The organism is Neobacillus sp. S1115, from assembly GCF_055385565.1.
The window spans coordinates 3,786,733-3,808,836 of record NZ_AP038275.1 but is presented as its reverse complement, the minus strand read 5'-3'; the positions used below and the strand labels follow the sequence as shown (position 1 = coordinate 3,808,836).

Below are 22,104 nucleotides of genomic sequence, written 5' to 3'. Positions count from 1 at the left end.
CTAAGAACATACCAATTGGAAGAATTTATCCATTCAACATTAAAAGGAGTGAAAGAAATGAGAAAATGGGCAATCGCAGGAATGCTTTATGTAACCATTGTCATCGTTGGTTTTCAGGCTTATGACAAATGGTTCGCAGATGAAAAGACAACCGCTGCAGAAGCGGGAATGGAGGATATGGGGAATACGAAAAACAAAAAGAACGAAGATAAAAAGGAAAGCATGGAAACCATGGAGGATATGGGGAGTTCAGATCATGGTAGCGAGGCAGCGGAAACGGGTGCTCATGGGGAGGAAGGAAGCCATGGCCATGACGGGGGTTCTTCACATAGTGATGGCAGCCAAGTAAATGCGTTTGTTTACAATGATAAAGACAATATTAAAATTTATTTAAAAGATAAGGCAGGAAATCCAATCGATGATTTAGAAGTCAATCATGAAAAGATTCTTCATTTGATAATTGTCGACGAACAGCTTCAGAAGTATTACCATTTACATCCCGAGCGAACAGGTAAAGGTGAGTTCACAATTGGAAATTTACTTCCTGAAGGGTATTATAAGGCATTTATCGACATTAAGCCTAAATCTCATGCTTATGCAGTAGAACCAGTTCCATTTGTGGTTGGTTCACCAGTTGTAAATACGGCTGCACATGGTCATTCATTAGTTCCAGATACTGATTTCACCAAGATTGTCGATGGGGAAAAGGTTACAATGACCGTCAGTTCTTTTAAAGCAGGGGAGAACGTTAAACTTTCCTTCGACCTTGACAGAACCAATTTGACTCCATATTTAGGAGCCATGGGCCATGTGGTGATACTCGATGAATACGGCAAGAAATTTCTCCATGTGCACCCGTCCAATGATACGGAACCGATTTTTGAAACTACATTTAGTAAGCCTGGTATTTATAAAATCTGGGCTGAGTTCCAACAAAATGGTAAAGTGAGAGCATTTCCGTTTGTGATTGAAGTGACGGAATAATAAATAGAATGTGAACCATGTGGAGGGGGAGGGCAGGCTAGACTAGACTCTCCCTTTCGTTAGTGCTGTGAAGAAAAAAACAAAAAATCTAGGAAGTGCACGAAAAGAGTCCAAACACGCAAGAATTTTGCGGTTCGCATAAAGAAATTCCAGTTAAACTAGGAGTAGAGGAGAAAACAGGTGGTGCTTTTATGGATAACAACCAGCAATTTTTTCAAACAATCCTCAATCATACAAGTGACGTAATCATGATTGTGGATCGGAATCGTCACATTTTATATATTACCCCAAATGTTTATGAGACTATGGGGTATCGACCTGAAGAATTACACAATCGAGACGGCTTTGACCTTCTTCATCCTGAGGATAGGGGACATATGCTGCAAAGGCATCATAACCTGCTGGTCTCAAAACAAAGTAATACCTCGGAATATCGAATGATTAGAAAGAATGGGGAAGTGCGTTATGGCGAATGTAAAACCACGCCGCTTCCCGACACAGAGAATTATCTTCAAGTTGTTTCGATTAGGGACATTACGGAACGAAAGCGGATGGAGCTAGAGCTTGCGTACCATAAGAACCGTCATGAAGTGTTGCAGAATAGCCTGAAGAACTTTTCGAATGATCTTTCTTTTGTGATGAAGCATGCTGACTTAGAAGAGAGACTAATCAAGGAACTCATAACCATTTTACCAAACTCAAATCCTACCATATTGAAAACTTTTCCAAAAGACATACAATTATCATTAGGAAAAATGGAGACGGCTTCTGACAAGGTCATGATTAAAATAGGCGGTCGGCAACAGAGCCCCTACATCCTGTCCATCAATGCAAGTGCCATTCGGGAAAAGATGGAATCCATTTGGCTGGAAACGTTGGCATATTATTCTATGATGGTTTTTGAAAATTTAAATATGATAGAGAATCTGATCCAGCAGCTGGAAACAGCCACCCGTAGTAAGGAAACGCCGCAATGGGTGCTGCGGTTAATGTTTAATCTGCAGGAACAGCAGCGATTGACGTTATCGAGTGATTTGCATGATACGGTTTTGCAGGATCAAATTGACTTATACCGCAGGCTGGAATCTCTTTTGAATCGTTATGAAATAGACAAGGAAGTCAAAACCAAACTTGTTGGGATCGAACAGGGTTTATTGGATATCATTCATGATATTCGGGTGACCTGCAATAACTTACGCCCACCGCTGCTAAGAGAGTTAGGATTAAAAAGATCATTGGAAAATTTGTTCGAGCATGTTCAAATTAGCTCCACCTATAAAATTACTTTTACGTCAGGAGATCTCTCCATGCTTCCGCTAAGCGAGGAGCAGACGATCGGGATTTACCGGATCGTGCAGGAACTCCTTAATCATGCAGAGGAACACTCTCGGGCGAATGAAATAAAATTTGATCTCTACTATGAGGATCATCAATTGAAGCTGGTGTACAGTGATGACGGAGTTGGGCAGAGTTCTTCTTCGGATCATTTGAGGTTAACAAATGTAGAACAAAGAGCGCAAAGTCTTGGAGGCAAGATGGATATCAGTTTGGAGCCGAGATGTGGGTTATTTGCTGCTTTACAGCTTCCGATTAACTTAGAAAGGAGTTTAGTATAATGGTGAATATTTTAATTGTAGATGACCATTTATCCATTATTGAAGGTACCAAAATGCTGTTGGAACAAGAACCGGATTTCAACATTACGGTTGAAAACAGTTCATTGAATGCGATGAATTTAATCAAGCTGCACCATTATGATGTATTGTTGTTCGATTTATACATGCCACACCTAAATGGGCTTGAGTTAGCAAAGCAAGCATTGGCATATAATCCGGATTTGACTGTATTGATTTATACAGGCTTCGATATCAAGCCTCATTTTAATTTGCTGGTTGAAGCAGGTGTTTCTGGTTTTCTTTCAAAAACTTCATCGCGGGATGAGTTAGTTGCAGGAATTAGGAGTGCCTTAAGGCAGCAGGTAGTTCTGCCGCTTTCATTGGTAAGAGAATTAAGAAGACCGGGGATAATATCGGATCAGTCCACTGCCAATGAAAAAGTGGTCCTAACCAGCAATGAAGAACAAATCCTGACAGAACTAGCTAAAGGGAAAAGTACCAGGGAAATCGCCTCGAATTTAGCGATGAGCCAGCGGTCATTAGAGTATAACTTGACCGCCCTTTACCAAAAGTTTGGCGTTCGAACAAGAGTCGATACCATTGCCAAGGCCAAGAAGCTTGGGTTGATTCCTGAGGAAGAATTGAAATAATAACATTCTTATTTGGCGTAACTATTGGAAAAAATAACTAAAAAGCAGTGGATTCACAATTAAAATCGCACTGATTTTAGCGTGTAATGGGGGTTCCTTCGGGAGCCTCTTTTTTGTGTATGAACGTAGCAAAAACAGAAAATACAAAAAGGTAAACAAAAAAGACATAAAATATTTTTTATGCGAATATTTAACATTGAATAGACAAAGGAACTATAAAGGGGGGAAACAGAATTGAATAATTTTTTAAGAGCAATACCATTGTCGTTACAACATTTGTTTGCGATGTTTGGTGCAACAGTCTTGGTGCCAGCTCTCACCGGCCTTGACCCAGGAAGTGCCCTTATTGCAAGTGGTGTAGGAACCTTGATTTTTCATCTTATTACAGGTGGAAAAGTTCCTACGTATCTAGGTTCGTCCTTTGCGTTTATTGCTCCACTTGCGTTATATGTGGGGAAGCTGCACTCGCCAGGTCAAGCCGTGGCAGGCCTTATCAGCGTATCCGTTGTTTATGCCATCGTATCGCTGATTATTGCCACAGTTGGCTTCGATAAAGTGCGAAAAGCCATTCCTCCAGTCGTCGTCGGTCCGGTTGTCAGCATTATCGGACTTTCCTTGGCAACAACTGCTGTCACCAATATGGCCGCGACACATTGGGACGCTGCCATTGTGAGCCTTCTTGCCGCTATCATCGCGACGCTTGCTGGCACGAAGGTGATCCGCCTCTTACCAATTATCATCGGTCTTATCGTCGGTTATGTTTATTCCGCTGTACGCGGGTATGTTGATTTTCAAAACATTGCAGATGCCCCTATTTTCGCGCTCCCTCATTTTGTGATGCCTGAATTCACATGGGTTGTCATCCTTGGTATGGCACCGATTGCACTTGTTACCATTATTGAAGACTTAGGTCATATGTTTGTATTAAACGAGATTACTGGAAAAGAAGTCACAAAAGATCCTGGCTTCGGGCGTATTCTATTGGGTAACGGTCTTGCAACACTTATCTCCGGATTCGTCGGCGGGCCCGCGCAAACAACTTATGCTGAAAACCTCGGTGTTCTAGCCATCACACGCCAGTTTTCCAGTAGGATCATACAAGGCGCTGCCGTCATTGCGATTCTCCTTGGCTTGTTCGGAAAAGTGGGAGCTCTCATCCAATCCATTCCAGTTGCAGTAATGGGCGGCATTTGTATCCTGTTATTTGGTATGATCGCCGCAATGGGGATCCGTCACCTCATTGAGGAAAAAGTAAGCCTGGCAAATATGAAAAATCTGGTCATCGTCGCTATCATCTTCATTATCGGAGTAGGATATGCTCATAACGGTATCGCCTACGCGACCATCGCCGGATTACTCATCCATTGGCTCGTACCCGATTTTACGACAAAGAATGAAGGTTAAAAAGAGACATAGGGACGGTTCTTGTGCATCAATTTTTAGTTCGCTCTTCTGTGAACCAAAATGAAACAAGAGAATCGTCCCCATGAACCATTAAAGCAGCGGCAGAACCGTTGCTTTTTTAATTCTACCTGTAAAATTAATCGCGCATGGCTCCTGCCTCACGGGAAGTCATTGCACCTTGTCCTGCACTGACATCTTTTTGAATTTGTTGTTTTACTTTTTGTGCATCAGTTCCGGCAAATTCTGGTTGCATCATGGAGCCCGCATTCCCTTTAGTTTGTTGATTCTGTTGCTGCATATTAATCCTCCTCGATTTTTATTTAACAATCGTATTATTTACATAAAGTACTCGGTAAATCCGCTCCAATTAAGGAGTAGAAAATAAATGCAACAAAATTGGCTGTTTCGACAGCTTTTTTCTTATGACTGGCATGTGAAAAATAGGTATAAGAAATGGCGCAGTTTAGTGAACTGCGCCATTTCTTTTTGCGATAATTAATCTTTAGCGGTTAGGACTGCGGTGTCACACGGAAAAAATGCGGCGGTCTTCAAAAAGAGTGCGGTTAGGGAAGCGGCTGAACTGAGTAATATGTGAATATAGAAAACAACAAACAGTGGGATTGACTAAATCCCATTAAGGAGGAAAATGACAATGACATTAAATCTATTATTCTTTACCGTTAGCATAAAAAAAAGATTAATCGCACCTGAAGAAGCCCTTCACGATGAAATGGTTGAAAAACTATATGAAGAGCATAAAGATCGGCTAATCTCGAATCATTATATGATGCATTAACAACTGCCAGGGGTTAATCCTGGCAGTTGTTTTTGCCTCATTATGGTAATGCGACAGTAGCAGCGGCGTATCCGCCAGTAAGAGCCCGTCATGCGACAGTAACGCAAGACTATTCGCCAGTAATGTTGGTTAACACGAGAGTATTATCTCGCTATCCGAGAGTAAACGTGCATTATCCGAGAGTAACGTCCCGCTATCCGAGAGAAACACAACCTTATCCAAGAGTAACCGCTCTCCTCACCCCAAAAACTTGCGGGCTGCCGCAAAATCCTGCGGAGGCACCTTAAAAAGAGTGCGGTGACCTCCAAAAAGACTGCGGTTTGGCAACATGCATTCATTACTACAATGAAAGTATAGAAAAACACAACATGCCATTAAATGGAGGGAAAAAATATGATATCAGTTTCAAATGTTTCGAAAATGTATACTTTGGAGTCGGGTGATTTTTTTGCACTAAAGGACACAGCAATGCAAGTCCGTAAAGGGGAATTTGTGGCCATCATGGGGCCCAGTGGTTCTGGGAAAAGCACATTGCTGCAGTTACTAGGGGGACTTGATCAGCCTACAACAGGAAATATCGTCGTAGATGGAATTGACTTAACCAAATTGAATGAAAAAGAACGCACATTATTCCGTCGTAAAAAGGTGGGCTTTGTTTTTCAAAATTATCAGCTCCTGCCGATGATGACGGTCGGAGAAAATATTGCCCTTTCTCTTACTGCCAACAACACTCCAAAAAATCAAATCAAAACGGTTGTGCAAAAATTGCTGTCAGAAGTAAACCTGCAAGGTAAAGAGTCAGCATTCCCTTCCCAACTAAGCGGAGGCCAACAGCAGAGAGTAGCCATTGCGCGGGCGTTAGCGATGAAGCCAAGTTTAATTCTAGCCGATGAACCTACCGGTAATCTTGACCAAAAAAATGGTGAAGATATTTTAAAGCTTTTATCAAAGCTTAACAAAGAGGAAAAGATTACGGTCGTCATGGTGACACACGACCAACAGGCAGCACAAGTGGCAGATCGAATCATTGTGGTAAGAGATGGAATGATCGTAGAGGAAGGAGGATATCGAAATGAAAAAGTGGCAAATCGCATGGCGTAATTTAATGCGGCGGAAGATGCGGACTTTTCTTACGATGTTATCAATCATAATAGGGGTTGCCTCCACATTTGGTGTGATTGCAGCTGTCAATACGGCAGAAAAAGCCTTTCCTATTTACTTAAAGGAGGCTATAGCAAAAGCGGATTTTAATATTGCCGGAACGGAAGCCTATTTTTCCGAAGATGTTCATAAGCAAATGTCTTCGGGTAAGGATTATGAATCCGTAGCAATGTTAAAGGAAAATACCAAGTTGATTACAAAAGAAAAAGGGATCTCTTCCATCCAGAAACGAGTCGTTCTCACCGGCTATAGCCAGCTTGATACCACAGTTACTGGTTTCAAAGTAATTGACGGTGATTTAAAAGCCAAGGGGGCCGTCATTACGGATCGAACAGCAAAGGTTTGGGGCTCTAAGATTGGCGACACGGTTTCATTTGATACAGACAAAGGTGTCAAAACAATTAAGATAACGGCCATTGTTAGATACACAAAAGACTTAATGGGCCCTTCCAGCTGGAATATGGCGAAATATCACCACTGGGCGGTCGCAGTTCCACTCCCAACAGTCCAAAACTGGTTTGATTTAAATGGAAAAATTCAAGCAATCCAGGTAAAAGCATCAAGCCCTAATCAGCTTGATGCCGTAGAGAATGAGCTGGATCAATTTGTGAAAAACAATACCGGTATTTATATGCAGCCTATGATTATTAACTTTGATACTGCCTTTAAAGATCTGAATACTTTCTTCTTAGCCCTGTATATTGCTGGTTTTCTGGGAATTGCACTGAGTGCCTTCATCATTTTTAATTCGCTCTATGTAAGCATTAAAGAAAGAAAAAGTGAATTTGCCGTGATGAAAACGATTGGGTATACACCTGTACAATTACAGGGTATGGTCCTGACCGAGGTATTATTGGTTGCCATTATCGGAACGGTGTTTGGGCTTACGGTAGGATATGGCCTTGCCCATGGATTGAAACTGCTCATCTTCATGGTATATGGCGTACAAAGCAACAGTTCCATGGAATTAGCAACCGGGTTGATCGTGTCAATCCTTGCCGGTCTGCTCGTTCCGATTCTTGCCTCCTGGTACCCGATTCAACAGGTTGGTAAGACTAGTGTGATTGACGTGTTAAAAGAGAACAAGGCAAAGCCTAGTGGTAATTCTAAGTGGTTAGGAATCGTCGGGGTCTTACTTATTCTATCAAGTTTCTTTATCAAGCATTTGATTTTAGTCCTGCCGCTTATGATTGGCATCACCCTAGTGTTTCCTTATCTTTTTAAACTGTTTAGTTTTGTTCTGAAAGCGTTCTATCGACTTGTATTCAAATTTTCCGGAGACGTCGCAATCCGTAATTTAAATCGAAATATTGGCCGCACTTCCATGACTTCCGTGATTCTATCTCTTGGGATTGCCATGATTGTGTTAATGAGTTCTCTAAATTCTGCCCTACTACAGTCGTATGAGAAAATGATTAACCAATCTTACGGCGGAAATCTCGACATCATGTTCCACCATATTGAGAAAGAGGATCTCGACATTATTAAAAATACAGACGGCGTCAAAGATGCAGCTACGTATTCGATGCAGGGAATCGTTTGGAATTTGGATGGCGAGAAGCGAATGCTCCCTGTATACGGAGTCGGGGCTGAATGGATTGACCGGTTCCCGTTGTTTACCGTAGCAAATGGTTCACACAGTGCATTAATTAAGAGCTTAAAAGACGATGAAATTATCCTTGATCAGGCCGCCTTTGCAACTTGGGGAGGAAAAATTGGCGAAAGCATTACGTTAGCTACTATTGATGGTGAAAAAAACTTTAAAGTGGCCGCCATGGTACACACAATGAAAAATAGTGGTTACGGGGCGTTTATGGGTGATGAGAACTTCAAGGAAAACTTCGGTGTGAAATATGAAAGAAATGCCTTAGTCATCAAGGAAGCACAAATGAGCCCACTCCAATTGAGAGAGAATATTTACTCCAAATTCGGAGGTAGAATTGAGGAAATGTGGGGTCCTGAGGATTGGGTTTCCATGATTGGCGGTACCATCACAGCATCTTTCAGTATGGTGAACGCACTTGTCATCCTTGGGATTATCGTCTCTGGTATCGGGATAGCGAATACATTGCTGATTAATATTATGGAACGGGTCCGGGAAATAGCGATGATGCGGGCCGTTGGTGTTACGCACCGTCAGATTATCGGGATGATTTTATTAGAGGGGTTTGGAATAGGGCTTGCTGCAACTGTCATCGGAATCCTGTTTGGCATTCTGCTAATCTATTTGACGTCTACGTTTATGCAAGTAAACTCACTAACCTTTGAATTCGGCGTCTCTTGGTTAATTATTGCGATAATAGCTTTGTTTGGGATTATTGTCAGCATCATTTCCAGCATCGCTCCAGCAACCAAAGCAGCAAAAATCAAGTTAAGTGAGGCGCTTCGATATGAGTAGAATCTTGTTGGTGCTGTTATTGCCGTTGTTATTGCTGTCTGCCTGCGGGGGATCGAATGAATCGTGGGAGAATGAGAAAGTTGCGGAAGTTAGTACCCGAATTGTCGCTGATGATGTTAAGGCGGAATGGAAGATTGAAAGTGTAGCGGGTGACGAGAAACGGATACAACTAAAGATTTTGCAGAATGACGGGAAACCGATTGATGATTTTGAAATTACACACGAAAAATTGTTGCACTTGATAATAGTCAGCAAGGATTTATCCTATTTCAATCACATCCACCCAGAGTATAAAGGGAACGGTTTGTTTGAGATCACAAATGAATTTCCAGCTGGCGGTCAGTATAAGCTTATTGCAGACTTCAAGCCAGCTGACGGCGATTCAATGACCAAAATGGCGTGGGTTGACGTTGAGGGAAGTGAAAAGGCTTCTGTTTCTGTCGTGGTTGATGATGCCCTTGTGAAAACCGTGGATGGCAATCGAGTAGCCTTAACATTGGATGCTTTCGAGGCAAACAAGGAGCTTACTCTTAAGTTTACATTAACGGACGAAGCAACAAATCAGCCGATTACTAACCTCGAGCCTTACCTAGGGGCGATTGGTCACGTGGTTGTTTTATCGGAGGACGGGGAACGTTACTTGCATGTTCACGCAGTTGAAGGGCAGGGAAGTGGTCCGGAGGCTCTTTTTGAAACAGAATTTCCAAAAAGTGGAGTTTATAAGATTTGGATGCAGTTTCAGAGAGATAACAAAGTATTTACAGTTCCTTATGTGATAAAGGTTCAGTAAGGGTGAAATAAGATTGAGAGGCAGATCGAGTTGGATCTGCCTCTTTTTATTTATTGGTCCATTCGTTAGGGATTATTGGTGATTTTTAAATAATCTACCATGGATTAATTGTTTAACGTCCCAATACTACGAGGGCGTTTATGTTTGGTAGTTAAGAACGGTTCATAACTCCCCAATTATTTGGAAGCGCCATAGTTCGGTAGATAAGAAGCGTTCATAACTCCCCAATTTCTTGGCCGCACCATAGTTCGGTAGATTAGAAGCGGTTCATAACTCCCCAATGGTTCGGCCGCGACTTAGATCGGTAGATAAGAAGTGTTTATAACTCCCCAATGACTTGGAAGCGCCATAGTTCGGTAGATAAGAAGCGTTCATAACTCCCCAATGACTTGGTTGTGACATAGTTCGGTAGATAAGAAGCGTTCATAACTCCCCAATGACTTGGTTGTGACATAGTTCGGTAGATAAGAAGCGTTCATAACTCCCCGATGGCTTGACAGCGCCATGGTTCGGTAGATAAAGAACGGTTCATAACTCCCCAATTACTTGGCAGCGACATAGTTCGGTAGATAAGAAGAGTTTATAACTCCCCAATTGTTCGGCAACGACATAGTTCGGTAGATAAGAACGGTTCATAACCCCCCAATGGCTTTACAGCGCCATGGTTCGGTAGATAAGAAGCGTTCATAACTCCCTTATGGATTGACTGCCCCATAGTTCGGTAGATAAGAAGCGGTTCATAACCCCACAATGGCTTGGCAGCGACAGAATCCTACTAAACAAACAATAACAAATAAGATGGCCTAAATGTTTGCTTGAAAGTCCGCGAAAGCGGTTTTTTTTTTGCATAAAAAGCATCCGCAATTATTTGCGGAAGCACTCAAAAAACCTGCGGTGTAGGTTCAGAAACTATGCGGTTAGGAGACTATTAAAACAACGTAGAATGAAACCATCCAATACATTAGAAAACTTCACTCGATAAGGCCGATGGATCAATTTTGAAAGGAGTATGATAAAATGAAAGATTTCAAGTTGTTTTTACCATATGTGAAACCGGTAAGGGGATTATACTTGCTTGGATTTGTCGGGAGCATCTTTCGGTTCCTGGTACCGCTGTTTGTTCCATTAATTTTAAAATATATTTTTGATTCTCTGCTGCAAAATGAGCAATTGTCGCGCACAGATATGCTTGAACAGCTCTTGACTATTGGGCTCGGCATGCTGGCCGTATTCCTGTTCATCCGAACACCGATGGAATACGTAAGGCAATTTTGTATTCACAAGGCCAATAATAATATTATGAAACACCTTCGCAAAGATGCCTTTAAGAAAGTTCATTCTCTTGATGCGAAATATTTTGTTGATAACAAAAGTGGAGAAATCGCTACACGATTTTTCGATGATATAGAAAAGGTAAAAGGTTTCTTGACAGCCTTCTTTGGGAACATCTGGATAGAAATGATTGTGCTCGTGTTCGTAGTGGCGGTCATGTTGACACTCAATGTAAAATTAACGCTCCTGTCCGTTTTCCTAGTTGGCTTACAGTTTATTCTTGCTCATATCCTGTCAAAAAGATTAAAAAAATCAACCCGCAACATGATGCAATATCGATCGGTAATGAGCGGGTTTATTTTTGAAAAAATCCAAGGTGCCTTCCTTTCGAAGTTGTTTGCTTCGGAAAAAAGAGACAAAGAGGAACTCGATCAACACTTAACTCAATTTGACAAATTAACAGATCGGCACGCCAAAATTAATGCGATCATGCTAGCGTTCGTCAATGTTTTAAGTGATATGACACCATTTATCGTCGCGATCATTGCCAGTTTGTTTGTGATTGATGGTAGGTTATCGATGGGAAGCCTAATTGCCTTCTTTGCCTATGTCGATAAAATGAGAAGTCCTGTTGCCGCTCTAGTGAATGCCTATCCGGCCATTACCGAAGGAAGTGTTGCTTTAAAAAGGATCTTTGATTTCTTTGGAACCCCTAAGGCAATTAAAGAAGTAGTTAACCCTGTTCAATTGAAAGAATTTAACGATTGCATCGAGCTTAATAACGTGACATTCTCCTATGATGGAAAGAAGAACATAATAGATAATGTTTCGTTGACCCTTGAAAAAGGAAAAACGTATGCGTTTGTTGGTGAAAGCGGCGGCGGTAAGAGTACCATCCTGCAGCTTTTGCTGAGAATGTATGATGTAACGAAAGGCGAAGTGTTAATTGATGGGGTCAATATCAAAGATTACTCAATTGATAATCTTAGAGAGCATATGGGGATTGTCACGCAGGATAACTTTTTATTCAGTACTTCGATTAAGGACAATATTAAGATGGCAAAGCTTGATGCGACAGATGAAGAAATAATCGCTGCCGCCAAAAAGGCCTTTGCACATGATTTTATCTCAGCAATGCCAAACGGCTATGATACAGAAATTGGGGAGAGAGGGGTTAAGCTATCTGGCGGCCAAAAACAGCGGGTGGCACTTGCCCGTATTTTCTTAAAGAATCCTTCGTTGATTTTCTTGGATGAAGCGACCAGCGCTCTTGATAATGAAAGTGAAAAGCTTGTTCAAGAGTCTATTAACCAATTTGATCAAGATAAGACCATCATTATGGTTGCGCACAGGCTATCAACGATTTTGAATGCTGATACAATATTTGTTTTGAAAAACGGTAGAATTGTAGAAAGCGGTAACCATAAGAGCCTGCTAAAAAGAAACGGTTATTACAAAGAACTTTATTCAAAGCAAAATACGACTGCCGAAGAAGAAATGAAATTGGCAGCGGGCTGAAAACAGATTGGGTAGCGAAATTGGTTGCTTATGTGCAGCCATTTCTTTTCGAAAAAGGTATTTATTACTTGGTTTGCTGGTTCGAGAGGATAAAGACCTTTATATGCGCCCGAACAATTCAAGGGTTTGCAAGTTCGGGAGTATATATCCTCTATATGAGCCATAATGCTTTAAGGGATTGCAAGTTTGGGAGGATATAAATTTTATATGCACCCGAATGATTCAAGTATTAGCTGGTTCGGGAGAATAAAGCCTCTATAAAGTTAAACGCTTGGATTTTCTTGGAAAGCCCAAGCGTTTTTGTGTATTATTTACATTGTGATTCAGCCGGAATAGGAATAAAAACCTTAAAAATTCATCTTCGATTGTCCGCCATCGACATTTATGCTGGCTCCAACAATCCAGGATGCTTTTTCAGAAGCAAGGAATACCGCAACATTGGCGATTTCCTCCGGGGTACCGAAGCGGCCTGCAGGAATTTCTTTATTCACAAACTCTTTAATGCCCTCAGGATCCTCGTTCATGCGTTTGATCCAATTGCCAGTCTCGTGCAAAATACTACCAGGAGCAATACTGTTCACACGGATACCATATGGAATCACTTCGTCAGCCAAAGACTTCGTAAAGCTGATAAGCGCCGCTTTTGCATTATTGTAGGTAACTTTACCGCCGCTTTCCCTACCATAAACAGAAGTAATATTAATAATGGATCCCGACCGCTGATTTTTCATAGGAAGGGCAGCTAGTTTACTCAGATGTACTGCGGAAAAATAGTTCAGTTCCATTGCCTGATAAAAAAGTTCCATATCGGTTTCAATTACTTTACTGCCATTACTGCCGCCGGCATTATTGATAAGTATATCAATTGATCCATTTTCCTCGGTATAAGTATGAATCAATTTCTCCCGTTCCTCAGGATTGGTAATATCGGTTTGAATTATAGCCACGCTGCCGCCAAGTTCTGCTTGTGTCTCTTCTAAGTAACCTAAGCCTCTGGCGGTAATCGTAACATTTGCTCCTTCATCAACAAATGCCTTGGCAATTGCCTTTCCGATTCCTTTTGAACCGCCGGTAATGAGTATGTTTTTGCCTTGTAATTGCAAGTCCATGTTCAAAGCTCCTTTATTTGGTTCATTTTTTGTTATGTATATAAATATTATAATGCAAACAACTAATAAAACTGAATGAGTAATTTTCCATTGGAACCATCTCGAGTTACCAACGTATATTAGTTCAAATAATTCGGTACATTGGAGAGGGAAATAAGCACGTCTGAAAAAGCTGTATAAAATGTGGAAGCATAGATGCAGGAACATAAGGGATGGTCTGTCTCAATGGCTTAAAATAAATAGAAGCAGAGGTTGTTAACAATGATACAAAAAAGAACAATACATATTCTAAATGGACTAGCTATGTATAATTATTACAAAAAGACAAATTTTCTTAATCAAGAATTGATGGTTCCTTTTAACGAGGCAATGTGTTATGGAAACACGTGTCCTAATCTATTTTCCGATGAATTCATCGAAATACGTGCAAAGGTTCATCATGTAACCCCGAAACAATATACTGAACACACACTAACATCATTGCAGCCGCTTTTCAGCGAGAATTTTACACATATTGCATTATGGTTTGATGCAGATATGTTTTGTCAAATCAATATTCTGACCATTCTAGCTTGGCTAGACCATGCAGAGTATACAGGTCCAATTGATCTTCATTTAGTTGGTGATCAGTTTGAGCTTGTGAGCCATTTTTCCCTAAAGGCGAAGGGATATTATGAAGTTTACAAACAAGTGTTGATTGATAAAACAATGCCTGAAAATATCAATCCTGAACCATTAAAGAAGGGGATAGAGCTATATTTGAATTACCTAAATAATTACAGCGATCTTATGCAGTATATTCAGAAGCACAGTAATGTACCAGAAGAAGAACTTATGTTGGTTTTACTGGAGAAATTTAAAGATTATGGGTTAGGTGATACCCAATATTTAGAAATTATAAAAACTCAACGGCAAAATCATTAATAAGAAACTATCTCCTTTATTTCAGGAGCAGAAGATTAATTCGTTTATTTTTCAGAAAATATAGAATACAATAACTTTAATCAGATTATTTACATACAACCCTAATTGGAAGGAGGACCAAAAAAATAACAAACAGGGATCGTAAGTGGACGTTCGTATCAGACGCACCGTGCGAATTAGCGAAACTGGAAGAGATTTATGAAACGTATCAGCAAATGTTTCAGCATTCCATTACAGGAGTGGTCATCACTGATCAAGACGGCAGGATTACCGAAGTAAATCCGGCATTTAAGGAACAAACAGGATTATCGGTAAGTGATGTGGTTGGCCGCAGGCATCGGGATTTAATAATCGAGGAAATCATCGACCAAACCGCCGAACTGCAGGTTTTTAAAGAAGGAAAACCTATTACCCAACTGACAAAACTCTATAATGGCAAGGAAGTTTTAGTAACCGCCATCCCTATTAAAAATAAACAAGGACAAATCATTAAAGTTGTCAGTCAGATGTTGGACGTAACGGTATTAAACCAGCTCAAGCATGAAATTTTTCAATTAGAGCAGGAGCATGAGGAAATCACTCAGCAGCTGGAAGAACTAAAATCCAATAAAACGGCCATTCATTCCATTGTCGCCTACGACTTGAAAATGAAGAAAGTCATCGACCGCGCCTTAAGAGTCGCGCAGCATGATTCAACTGTCATTTTATATGGGGAATCAGGAGTAGGTAAAGAGGTTGTTGTAAAATTAATTCATGAAAATAGCAATCGAAGCAGCCAGCCGCTTATCAAAGTGAATTGCGGGGCGATTCCCAATGATCTGTTAGAATCTGAATTGTTCGGCTATGAACCTGGTGCCTTTACTGGAGCCAGTCCTAAGGGTAAAGTTGGTTTATTTGAACAGGCCGCTAAGGGGACGATTCTCTTAGATGAAATTGGCGAAATCCCCTTACATTTACAGGTCAAATTACTAAGGGTGCTGCAGGAATTTGAACTTACCAGGGTCGGAGGAACAAAGCCAATCAAAATTGACACCAGGGTGATCGCTGCAACCAATCAAAATCTGGAAGATTTAATCAAAAAAGGAGGATTTCGAAAGGACCTTTATTATCGATTAAATATCATTCCGATTCATATTCCTCCGCTAAGGGAAAGACCCAATGATATCGTCCCGTTAACCTATCACTTTATCCATAACATAAGACAAAAATATGGCGTGAATAAGATTTTTTCAAAAGAAGTTTTGGATAGTTTTCAACGTTATCATTGGCCAGGTAACGTGCGAGAACTTCAAAACATAGTAGAGCGGCTGTGCATTATGATTGAAAAACCGATCATTACTGCTGAGGACATCAGAAATGAATTGTTTATACAGCAACATAACGAAAAAACGCAGACTGAACCAGTTAAGGAAAGTGACGAAATCAATCCAGCAACTGACAATGTAAGGTCCCTGAAAGAGCAAATGGAACATTATGAAAAAAAGCTCATCGATCGTGCCTTGAAAAATTACCCCAGCATTCGCGCGGCAGCAAAAGCACTAGACGTCGATGCATCCACGTTATCAAGGAAAGTACAAAAATATTCTAATTTCTAAAAACAGTGCGGAAATGCAACGTGTTGCAATTTTGCACTGTTTTTTTGTTGTGTTTTTGCATTATCGAAGGAATGGAGCCTAAATAACCTGTCAATTTAGTTTGGCACAGAAATTGCATTATAAAAGAATAATGACCAGGGGAGGGGCAATGGAATTGATTCAGGAAGAGATTCATATGGTTCGTCATTTTATCCGGTCTATTGCTGAAGATTGCTTTCTTCCTGTAGCAAAAGATGTGGACCAACTTCAAAGAATACCGGACACCCACGTCAGGAAGTTAGCAGAAAATAGATTATTCGGAACAAGTGTACCTACCAGTTTTGGCGGTGGCGGCTTATCGCACTTGAACCAGTTGATTATGATTGAAGAGATTGCTCGCTGCTGCGGTTCGACATCCATGCTGTTGACGAATCAGGAAATGGTGATGAACCCCATTCTTCTAGGTGGTACGGAGGAGCAAAAAATGAAGTATTTACCTCCTCTCACATCAGGTGACTTAATAGGGGCGATTGGTATTACGGAAGTGGGAATCACCAGCGATCTGGAAACGGTTAATACGACAGCTGAGCAAATGGGCGATTATTATGTTTTGAATGGCAAAAAGTTATTTGTGTTTAACGCTGGGGTAGCTGACACTTACATGATTGTGGCTACAATGGACCCCAGAATAAAAAATGCTGGAATCACCTATTTTATTGTCGAGCAAGGAACACCCGGACTAATAGTTGGAAGAGAAGCAGGAAAAATGGGTGTAAAAGGGATTCCAGCAAGAGAGGTTATTTTAGAAAATGTAAAAATTCATCATTCACAGCTAATTGGAGGGGAGGGCAAAGGATTTAAAATTTTAAAAGAAACGCTTAATCGGACGAGATTAAATGTGGCGGCTCTAGCTTTGGGGATTGCACAAGGCGCTTATGAAGAGGCAATAAAGTATGCCCATAAATTTATGCGCTCTTCGAGGGAGAGTTTGAGATTTCATAATACCCAGCTAATGCTGGCTGATATGGCAACAGAGATTGAAGCTGCAAGAAGATTGCTTTACTACGGTGGAGAATTACTGGACAGCGGATCAGGTGAAGTGGCAGGTACTGCCTCTATGGCAAAGCTATTCTGCTCGAATGTCGCCATGAAGGTGACTACGGATGCCGTTCAAATCTTGGAGGGCAACGGCTACACCGATGATTACCCTGTTGAACGAATGATGCGGGATGCGAAAATCACACAGATTCATGAAGGTTCAAATTTGACACAAAAGCTTGTCATTGCAAAACGGGTTTTAATGTAAATTTTTGAATTAAGGAGTTGTAAAATTGGTATCCGAGAATATGAGATGGCTGAAATTTTATCCTAAAGAAGTGAATCCAGATGTTGTGATAAAAGAAAAGTCTTTATATGAAATGCTCAACGATGCTGTTTACCGTTTCGATTCTGATACTTCACTAGAATACAATGAGGAACAATGGTCCTATAGGGATGTTCGGCAAATTGCCAATAGATTAGCTGGTGCTTTATATCAGCGTGGTTTTAAAAAGGGAGACCGTTTATCGATCATGCTTCCCAATTGCCCACAGTATATTTTTTCCGCCTTTGCTGTCTTTCGGCTTGGAGGAATTGTTGTACAGACAAACCCGATGTATGTAGAAAGAGAATTGGAATATCAGCTAAATGATGCAAATGCTGAAGTTATCATTTGTCATGCTTCCGTGTATGAAAGAGTAAAAAGAGTTCAAAGCAAAACACCCATAAAAAAAATTATCGTCGTGTCATTAGACGTTGTGGAGAATGGTTCTATAAGTGAGGAGGATTTCTATTTTGAGGATTTCCTAGCAACCTATCTGGAAGATGCACCATCTATTTCGATTAATCCAAAGGAAGATATTGCGGTATTACAATATACAGGCGGTACAACAGGCGTTTCAAAGGGAGTAATGCTTACCCATCAAAACTTTATTTCTCAGATTGAACAATGTTACGAGTATGTATTTAAGCGTTTTGATACACCCAGCATCAAAAACAGGACGGTTATAAGTTTTCTGCCTTTATTTCATATTTTTGGCTTTGCAAATGTGACGTTATCAGGCTTTCGCTTCGGATATAAGCAAATTATCATTCCTAAATTTGAAACGAAAACTGTGTTGGAATTGATCCGAAAAGATCCTCCATTTATTTTCTTTGGGGTACCAACGATGTTTACTGCCATGTTGCATTTTCCAAACGTAGAATCCTACGGTATTGAAAATATAAAAGGTTTTTTCTGTGGCAGTTCGCCATTGCCTAAGGAAATTTATGAAAGCTTTCAAAAGTTAATAGGAGAAGGCACCTATATTTCCGACGGTTATGGTTTGTCAGAAGCTACCTCAGGTACCCTGAGCAATCCGTACACAAGAAATAAAATAGGAAGTGTTGGAATCCCTTTTCCAAATACCAGGGTCATAATTGGCATTGATAATGATCAAGGAGAAATAGTAGAAGCACCTGTTGGAGTTAAAGGTGAAATACTGGTACGCGGTCCTCAAGTCATGAAAGGGTATTGGAAAAAGTGCGAGGAAACAGCCTCAGCAATGAGAGAAGGATGGCTCCATACAGGTGACATTGGTTACATGGACGAAGATGGTTATTTTTATGTTGTGGATCGAAAAAAAGACATGATTATTGCAAGCGGATACAATGTTTATCCCCGTGAAGTAGAAGAGGTAATCTATCAAATTCCAGAAGTAAGGGAAGTCATGGTGATTGGAATACCTGATGAATATCGCGGTGAGACAGTAAAGGCCTATATTTCATTAAAAAGCGGCAAAACAGCAGCAAAAGAGGACATTATCCAATTTTGCAAAGAAAAATTAGCTGCATATAAAGTACCTAAGCTGATTGAATTTAGAGATGAACTGCCTAAATCTGCGGTGGGGAAATTATTAAAAAGAGAGCTGCGGGAACAGGAATTGGCAACAATGCAAGGAAGGGTTTAAAAGGGACGAAAGAAATTCGAATAAATGATTAAAAAGACAAATATATTAGTGGGAGGATTATATGGATAAGCTGCCCAAAAGATTAATTGCTATTTTAATCATGGCCTTATTGCTTGTAGCTGGGTGTTCAAATAATAATTCGAGCTCCGGAAAATCACATGAAAACACAGCAGAAAAACAAACAGCCTCGACACCGAAAAAAGGTGGAAGTTTAACGATTGCTTTTGATACCGATATTAGCAACTACGACCCTCTTCTTGGAAACTCAGGTAATGACCATGCGTTACTGTATCCAATATATGATACCCTCGTTAATTTTAATGCACAGCTAGAACCACAGCCGGGATTAGCTGAATCCTGGGATATTCCGGATGACAAGACGATTATTCTTCATCTGCGAAAGGGCGTTACCTTTCATGATGGAACTCCATTTGATGCGGAAGCTGTAAAATTTAACATCGAACGGGCAATTTCTCCAGATTCTATGGTATCAGATTTAGGCAATGTTGAGTCTGTAGATGTGGTGGATTCCCATACAGCTAAACTAAACCTAAAACAGCCAGATTCCTCTATCATACTAGCATTATCAGACCGGTCCGGAATGATGGTATCCCCAACAGCAGTAAAGAAATTCGGTACCGATTTTGGTCAAAATCCAGTAGGTACAGGCCCGTTTAAACTGGAAAAATGGGTGAAAAATGCAGAAATCCAGCTGAAAGCAAATGAAAACTACTGGCAGGAAGGGCTTCCATATCTTGATCAAATGACATTAAAGGTCATGCCTGATGAAAATACAAGATTGAATGCACTGAAATCTGGACAAGTACAGCTCTACTGGAATGTATCTCCTAATAACATCCCGACCTTGAAACAAGATAAAAATATTGTCCTTAATTCAAAAATGAAGGTTGCTTTCCAAAATATGTACATTAATACGAAGCTGCCTCCATTAGACAAGAAAGAGGTTCGTCAAGCACTACAATACGCCATCGATCGAGAGACACTAGTTAAAGTATTAACGTTCGGAGAAGGTGAGCCAGCTTATCAAACATTCCCGAAGGAATATTGGGCTTCCAATCAGGATATTAAAATTCCATACGACATCGAGAAAGCAAAATCGTTATTGAAGGAAGCAGGGGTAGAAAGTGTTAGTTTTGATGTGTATGTTCCAAATCTGCCATTCTATCAAAGGATAGCCGAGGCGGTAAAAGGACAGGTCAAGGAAGCGGGAATCACGATGAATATTCAAACCACGGAAGCCAACAAAGGGAACACAATATATTTTAATGAGAAACGGGGGCAAGCCTGGTTTACGTTTTGGAGCGGCCGGCCTGATCCGCAGCAGACCATGAATTCTTTAATCAGCGGTAAAGCTTTTTATAATGCGGGCGGTGAATCAACACCGGAAAAAGAAGAGTTAATTGCAAAGGCTGCCGCCACCTATGACCAGAAAGAACGCGCAAAGCTATATGCCCAGATTAATAAGATTGCTATTTTAGATGAGGCAATGACCATACCTGTTTTCTTTGCGCCTGCAGCTGCCGCCATGTCTCCGCAGGTAAAAGGATTCGAAGGAACTTTATTAGGGAAACCAAAGTTTTCATTCCTATGGCTGGACAAATAGAATAGCTTTGAAATGGTTAGCTGAGCGAATGCTATTTGGCAAACCGGACGATAGGTTAAAAAATATAAAAGTTAATAGATGAATAGGGAGGAAAAAAGAATGTCAAAAAGAGATGCAGTAATCGTATCAGCAGTAAGAACCCCAATAGGAAGACAAGGCGGCGCCTTAGCCAGCCTGAATGCCCATGAATTTGGTGCAGTCGTGATAAAGGAAGCGCTAAATCGAGCAGGTGTTAACGCGAATCAGATTGATGATGTTATTTTTGGAAATGTGTTAAGCGGCGGCGGAAACATTGCCAGATTAACAGCTCTGCAAACCGGACTTTCTCTTGAAATACCTGGTTTAACCATTGACCGTCAGTGCGGATCTGGTATCAATGCCGTCGTTTTAGCTGCCCAGGCGATTAATGCCGGAGCAGGTGATATTTATGTGGCGGGTGGGACCGAAAGCATGAGCCGTGCTCCTTATTTAATGGATCGCGCAACAAAAGCGTACAGTGCAGCGCCGCCAAGTTTTCGCAAATCGCAGCTTTCACCAAAGGAAATCGGTGATCCGCCAATGGGAATCACCGCTGAAAATCTAGTAAAAAAATATAATATTTCTAGAGAAGAACAGGATGCCTATTCATTAAGAAGCCAGCAAAGAATGGCAGCCGCTATGGAACAAGAATTTTTCAAACAACAAATTGTGCCTATTGAAATTCCTGTTAGAAAAGGGCAGCCTATTCCCTTTGCAGTGGATGAACATCCGAGACCATCAACGACGCTTGAAGGATTAGCTAAATTACCGCCAGCGTTCCTTGAAGGAGGAACCGTTACAGCCGGAAGCAGTTCAGGGCTCAATGATGCAGCCAGCGCATTAGTGATCATGTCCCGTGAAAAGGCTGAAGAATTAGGCGTAAAGCCGCTGGCAGTTGTACGTGACTCTGCGGTAAGCGGTGTGGATCCTAATATTATGGGAATCGGTCCGGTACCGGCAACTAGAAAGCTATTACAACGGACAGGATTGAAGATCGATGATTTTGATTTAGTAGAATTGAACGAAGCGTTTGCTGCTCAGGTTCTTGCCTGTAACCGCGAGCTGGAAATCGACGAGGCTAAGCTCAATGTAAACGGCGGGGCAATTGCACACGGCCATCCACTTGGAGCAACAGGTGCCATTTTGATGACGAAAGCCGTTTACGAATTACAAAGAACAAATAAAATGCGGGCATTGATTACAGCTTGTATTGGCGGAGGCCAAGGCATTGCAGCGCTGATTGAGCGAGAAGGATAAGAATTATTTTAAGGCTGTTTTC

At 41.0% G+C, this 22,104-nt stretch carries 17 protein-coding genes; 15 read left to right on the top strand and 2 right to left on the bottom strand.

Annotated elements, in window-relative coordinates:
* Nucleotides 1-57 precede the first annotated feature (57 nt).
* From ACZ5B7_RS18355 to ACZ5B7_RS18340, 4 genes are all read left to right on the top strand, one after another.
* Nucleotides 58-984, top strand: a complete 927-nt coding sequence (locus ACZ5B7_RS18355) for a hypothetical protein (protein WP_464490478.1) — start codon at nucleotides 58-60, stop codon at nucleotides 982-984.
* A gap of 191 nt (nucleotides 985-1,175) precedes the next feature.
* Nucleotides 1,176-2,600 carry a PAS domain-containing sensor histidine kinase gene (locus ACZ5B7_RS18350; protein ID WP_464490477.1) on the top strand — a complete coding sequence of 475 codons (1,425 nt, stop codon included), beginning with the start codon at nucleotides 1,176-1,178 and terminating at the stop codon, nucleotides 2,598-2,600.
* Complete coding sequence (locus tag ACZ5B7_RS18345) at nucleotides 2,600-3,250, top strand: response regulator transcription factor (protein ID WP_213119199.1); 651 nt, start codon at nucleotides 2,600-2,602, stop codon at nucleotides 3,248-3,250. The genes ACZ5B7_RS18350 and ACZ5B7_RS18345 overlap by 1 nt, the downstream gene beginning before the upstream one ends.
* A 234-nt stretch (nucleotides 3,251-3,484) precedes the next feature.
* Nucleotides 3,485-4,654: a uracil-xanthine permease family protein gene (locus tag ACZ5B7_RS18340; protein ID WP_464490476.1), complete on the top strand. Its 1,170-nt coding sequence runs from the start codon at nucleotides 3,485-3,487 to the stop codon at nucleotides 4,652-4,654.
* Nucleotides 4,655-4,790: 136 nt separating this feature from the next.
* On the opposite strand, the gene ACZ5B7_RS18335 is transcribed toward ACZ5B7_RS18340, so the two are convergent.
* Nucleotides 4,791-4,952, bottom strand: coding sequence for a hypothetical protein (locus ACZ5B7_RS18335; RefSeq protein ID WP_464490475.1), 162 nt, complete (start codon nucleotides 4,950-4,952; stop codon nucleotides 4,791-4,793).
* 354 nt (nucleotides 4,953-5,306) lie between these two features.
* Between ACZ5B7_RS18335 and ACZ5B7_RS18330 the strand changes: the two genes are divergently transcribed.
* The 5 genes from ACZ5B7_RS18330 (at nucleotide 5,307) to ACZ5B7_RS18310 (ending at nucleotide 12,589) form a co-directional block, all read left to right on the top strand.
* Nucleotides 5,307-5,450: a YrzI family small protein gene (locus tag ACZ5B7_RS18330; RefSeq protein ID WP_464490474.1), complete on the top strand. Its 144-nt coding sequence runs from the start codon at nucleotides 5,307-5,309 to the stop codon at nucleotides 5,448-5,450.
* 393 nt (nucleotides 5,451-5,843) lie between these two features.
* On the top strand, nucleotides 5,844-6,551 hold the full coding sequence (locus ACZ5B7_RS18325) for an ABC transporter ATP-binding protein (RefSeq protein WP_464490473.1): 708 nt from the start codon (nucleotides 5,844-5,846) through the stop codon (nucleotides 6,549-6,551).
* On the top strand, nucleotides 6,523-9,009 hold the full coding sequence (locus ACZ5B7_RS18320; RefSeq protein ID WP_464490472.1) for an FtsX-like permease family protein: 2,487 nt from the start codon (nucleotides 6,523-6,525) through the stop codon (nucleotides 9,007-9,009). Before ACZ5B7_RS18325 ends, ACZ5B7_RS18320 begins: the two co-directional genes overlap by 29 nt.
* Complete coding sequence (locus tag ACZ5B7_RS18315; RefSeq protein ID WP_464490471.1) at nucleotides 9,002-9,799, top strand: hypothetical protein; 798 nt, start codon at nucleotides 9,002-9,004, stop codon at nucleotides 9,797-9,799. Before ACZ5B7_RS18320 ends, ACZ5B7_RS18315 begins: the two co-directional genes overlap by 8 nt.
* Before the next feature lie 1,017 nt (nucleotides 9,800-10,816).
* Complete coding sequence (locus tag ACZ5B7_RS18310; RefSeq protein ID WP_464490470.1) at nucleotides 10,817-12,589, top strand: ABC transporter ATP-binding protein; 1,773 nt, start codon at nucleotides 10,817-10,819, stop codon at nucleotides 12,587-12,589.
* A 347-nt stretch (nucleotides 12,590-12,936) separates the two neighbouring features.
* On the opposite strand, the gene ACZ5B7_RS18305 is transcribed toward ACZ5B7_RS18310, so the two are convergent.
* Nucleotides 12,937-13,698, bottom strand: a complete 762-nt coding sequence (locus ACZ5B7_RS18305; protein WP_464490469.1) for an SDR family NAD(P)-dependent oxidoreductase — start codon at nucleotides 13,696-13,698, stop codon at nucleotides 12,937-12,939.
* A 261-nt stretch (nucleotides 13,699-13,959) separates the two neighbouring features.
* On the opposite strand from ACZ5B7_RS18305, the gene ACZ5B7_RS18300 reads away from it, so the two are divergent.
* From ACZ5B7_RS18300 to ACZ5B7_RS18275, 6 genes are all read left to right on the top strand, one after another.
* Nucleotides 13,960-14,622, top strand: a complete 663-nt coding sequence (locus ACZ5B7_RS18300) for a hypothetical protein (RefSeq protein WP_464490468.1) — start codon at nucleotides 13,960-13,962, stop codon at nucleotides 14,620-14,622.
* 125 nt (nucleotides 14,623-14,747) lie between these two features.
* A complete protein-coding gene (locus ACZ5B7_RS18295) occupies nucleotides 14,748-16,217 on the top strand; it encodes a sigma-54 interaction domain-containing protein (RefSeq protein WP_464494523.1) in 1,470 nt (489 codons plus the stop codon).
* Between the two features lie 148 nt (nucleotides 16,218-16,365).
* Nucleotides 16,366-17,502, top strand: coding sequence for an acyl-CoA dehydrogenase family protein (locus ACZ5B7_RS18290; RefSeq protein WP_464490466.1), 1,137 nt, complete (start codon nucleotides 16,366-16,368; stop codon nucleotides 17,500-17,502).
* A gap of 25 nt (nucleotides 17,503-17,527) precedes the next feature.
* Nucleotides 17,528-19,183, top strand: a complete 1,656-nt coding sequence (locus ACZ5B7_RS18285) for a long-chain-fatty-acid--CoA ligase (RefSeq protein ID WP_464490465.1) — start codon at nucleotides 17,528-17,530, stop codon at nucleotides 19,181-19,183.
* Between the two features lie 61 nt (nucleotides 19,184-19,244).
* Nucleotides 19,245-20,807 carry an ABC transporter substrate-binding protein gene (locus tag ACZ5B7_RS18280; RefSeq protein WP_464490464.1) on the top strand — a complete coding sequence of 521 codons (1,563 nt, stop codon included), beginning with the start codon at nucleotides 19,245-19,247 and terminating at the stop codon, nucleotides 20,805-20,807.
* Nucleotides 20,808-20,906: 99 nt separating this feature from the next.
* Nucleotides 20,907-22,082 (top strand): thiolase family protein, encoded by a 1,176-nt coding sequence (locus tag ACZ5B7_RS18275; protein ID WP_464490463.1) that lies wholly within the window; start codon nucleotides 20,907-20,909, stop codon nucleotides 22,080-22,082.
* The last annotated feature ends 22 nt before the right edge of the window (nucleotides 22,083-22,104 follow it).

Excerpts from the sequence above, each read along its gene's own strand:
- ACZ5B7_RS18350 (WP_464490477.1), top strand. The coding sequence starts at position 1,176 with ATGGATAACAACCAGCAATTTTTTCAAACAATCCTCAATCATACAAGT.
- ACZ5B7_RS18310 (WP_464490470.1), top strand. The coding sequence starts at position 10,817 with ATGAAAGATTTCAAGTTGTTTTTACCATATGTGAAACCGGTAAGGGGA.
- ACZ5B7_RS18305 (WP_464490469.1), bottom strand. The coding sequence starts at position 13,698 with ATGGACTTGCAATTACAAGGCAAAAACATACTCATTACCGGCGGTTCA.
- ACZ5B7_RS18330 (WP_464490474.1), top strand. The coding sequence starts at position 5,307 with ATGACATTAAATCTATTATTCTTTACCGTTAGCATAAAAAAAAGATTA.
- ACZ5B7_RS18325 (WP_464490473.1), top strand. The coding sequence starts at position 5,844 with ATGATATCAGTTTCAAATGTTTCGAAAATGTATACTTTGGAGTCGGGT.
- ACZ5B7_RS18320 (WP_464490472.1), top strand. The coding sequence starts at position 6,523 with ATGAAAAAGTGGCAAATCGCATGGCGTAATTTAATGCGGCGGAAGATG.
- ACZ5B7_RS18315 (WP_464490471.1), top strand. The coding sequence starts at position 9,002 with ATGAGTAGAATCTTGTTGGTGCTGTTATTGCCGTTGTTATTGCTGTCT.
- ACZ5B7_RS18355 (WP_464490478.1), top strand. The coding sequence starts at position 58 with ATGAGAAAATGGGCAATCGCAGGAATGCTTTATGTAACCATTGTCATC.
- ACZ5B7_RS18280 (WP_464490464.1), top strand. The coding sequence starts at position 19,245 with ATGGATAAGCTGCCCAAAAGATTAATTGCTATTTTAATCATGGCCTTA.
- ACZ5B7_RS18290 (WP_464490466.1), top strand. The coding sequence starts at position 16,366 with ATGGAATTGATTCAGGAAGAGATTCATATGGTTCGTCATTTTATCCGG.
- ACZ5B7_RS18275 (WP_464490463.1), top strand. The coding sequence starts at position 20,907 with ATGTCAAAAAGAGATGCAGTAATCGTATCAGCAGTAAGAACCCCAATA.
- ACZ5B7_RS18335 (WP_464490475.1), bottom strand. The coding sequence starts at position 4,952 with ATGCAGCAACAGAATCAACAAACTAAAGGGAATGCGGGCTCCATGATG.
- ACZ5B7_RS18345 (WP_213119199.1), top strand. The coding sequence starts at position 2,600 with ATGGTGAATATTTTAATTGTAGATGACCATTTATCCATTATTGAAGGT.
- ACZ5B7_RS18300 (WP_464490468.1), top strand. The coding sequence starts at position 13,960 with ATGATACAAAAAAGAACAATACATATTCTAAATGGACTAGCTATGTAT.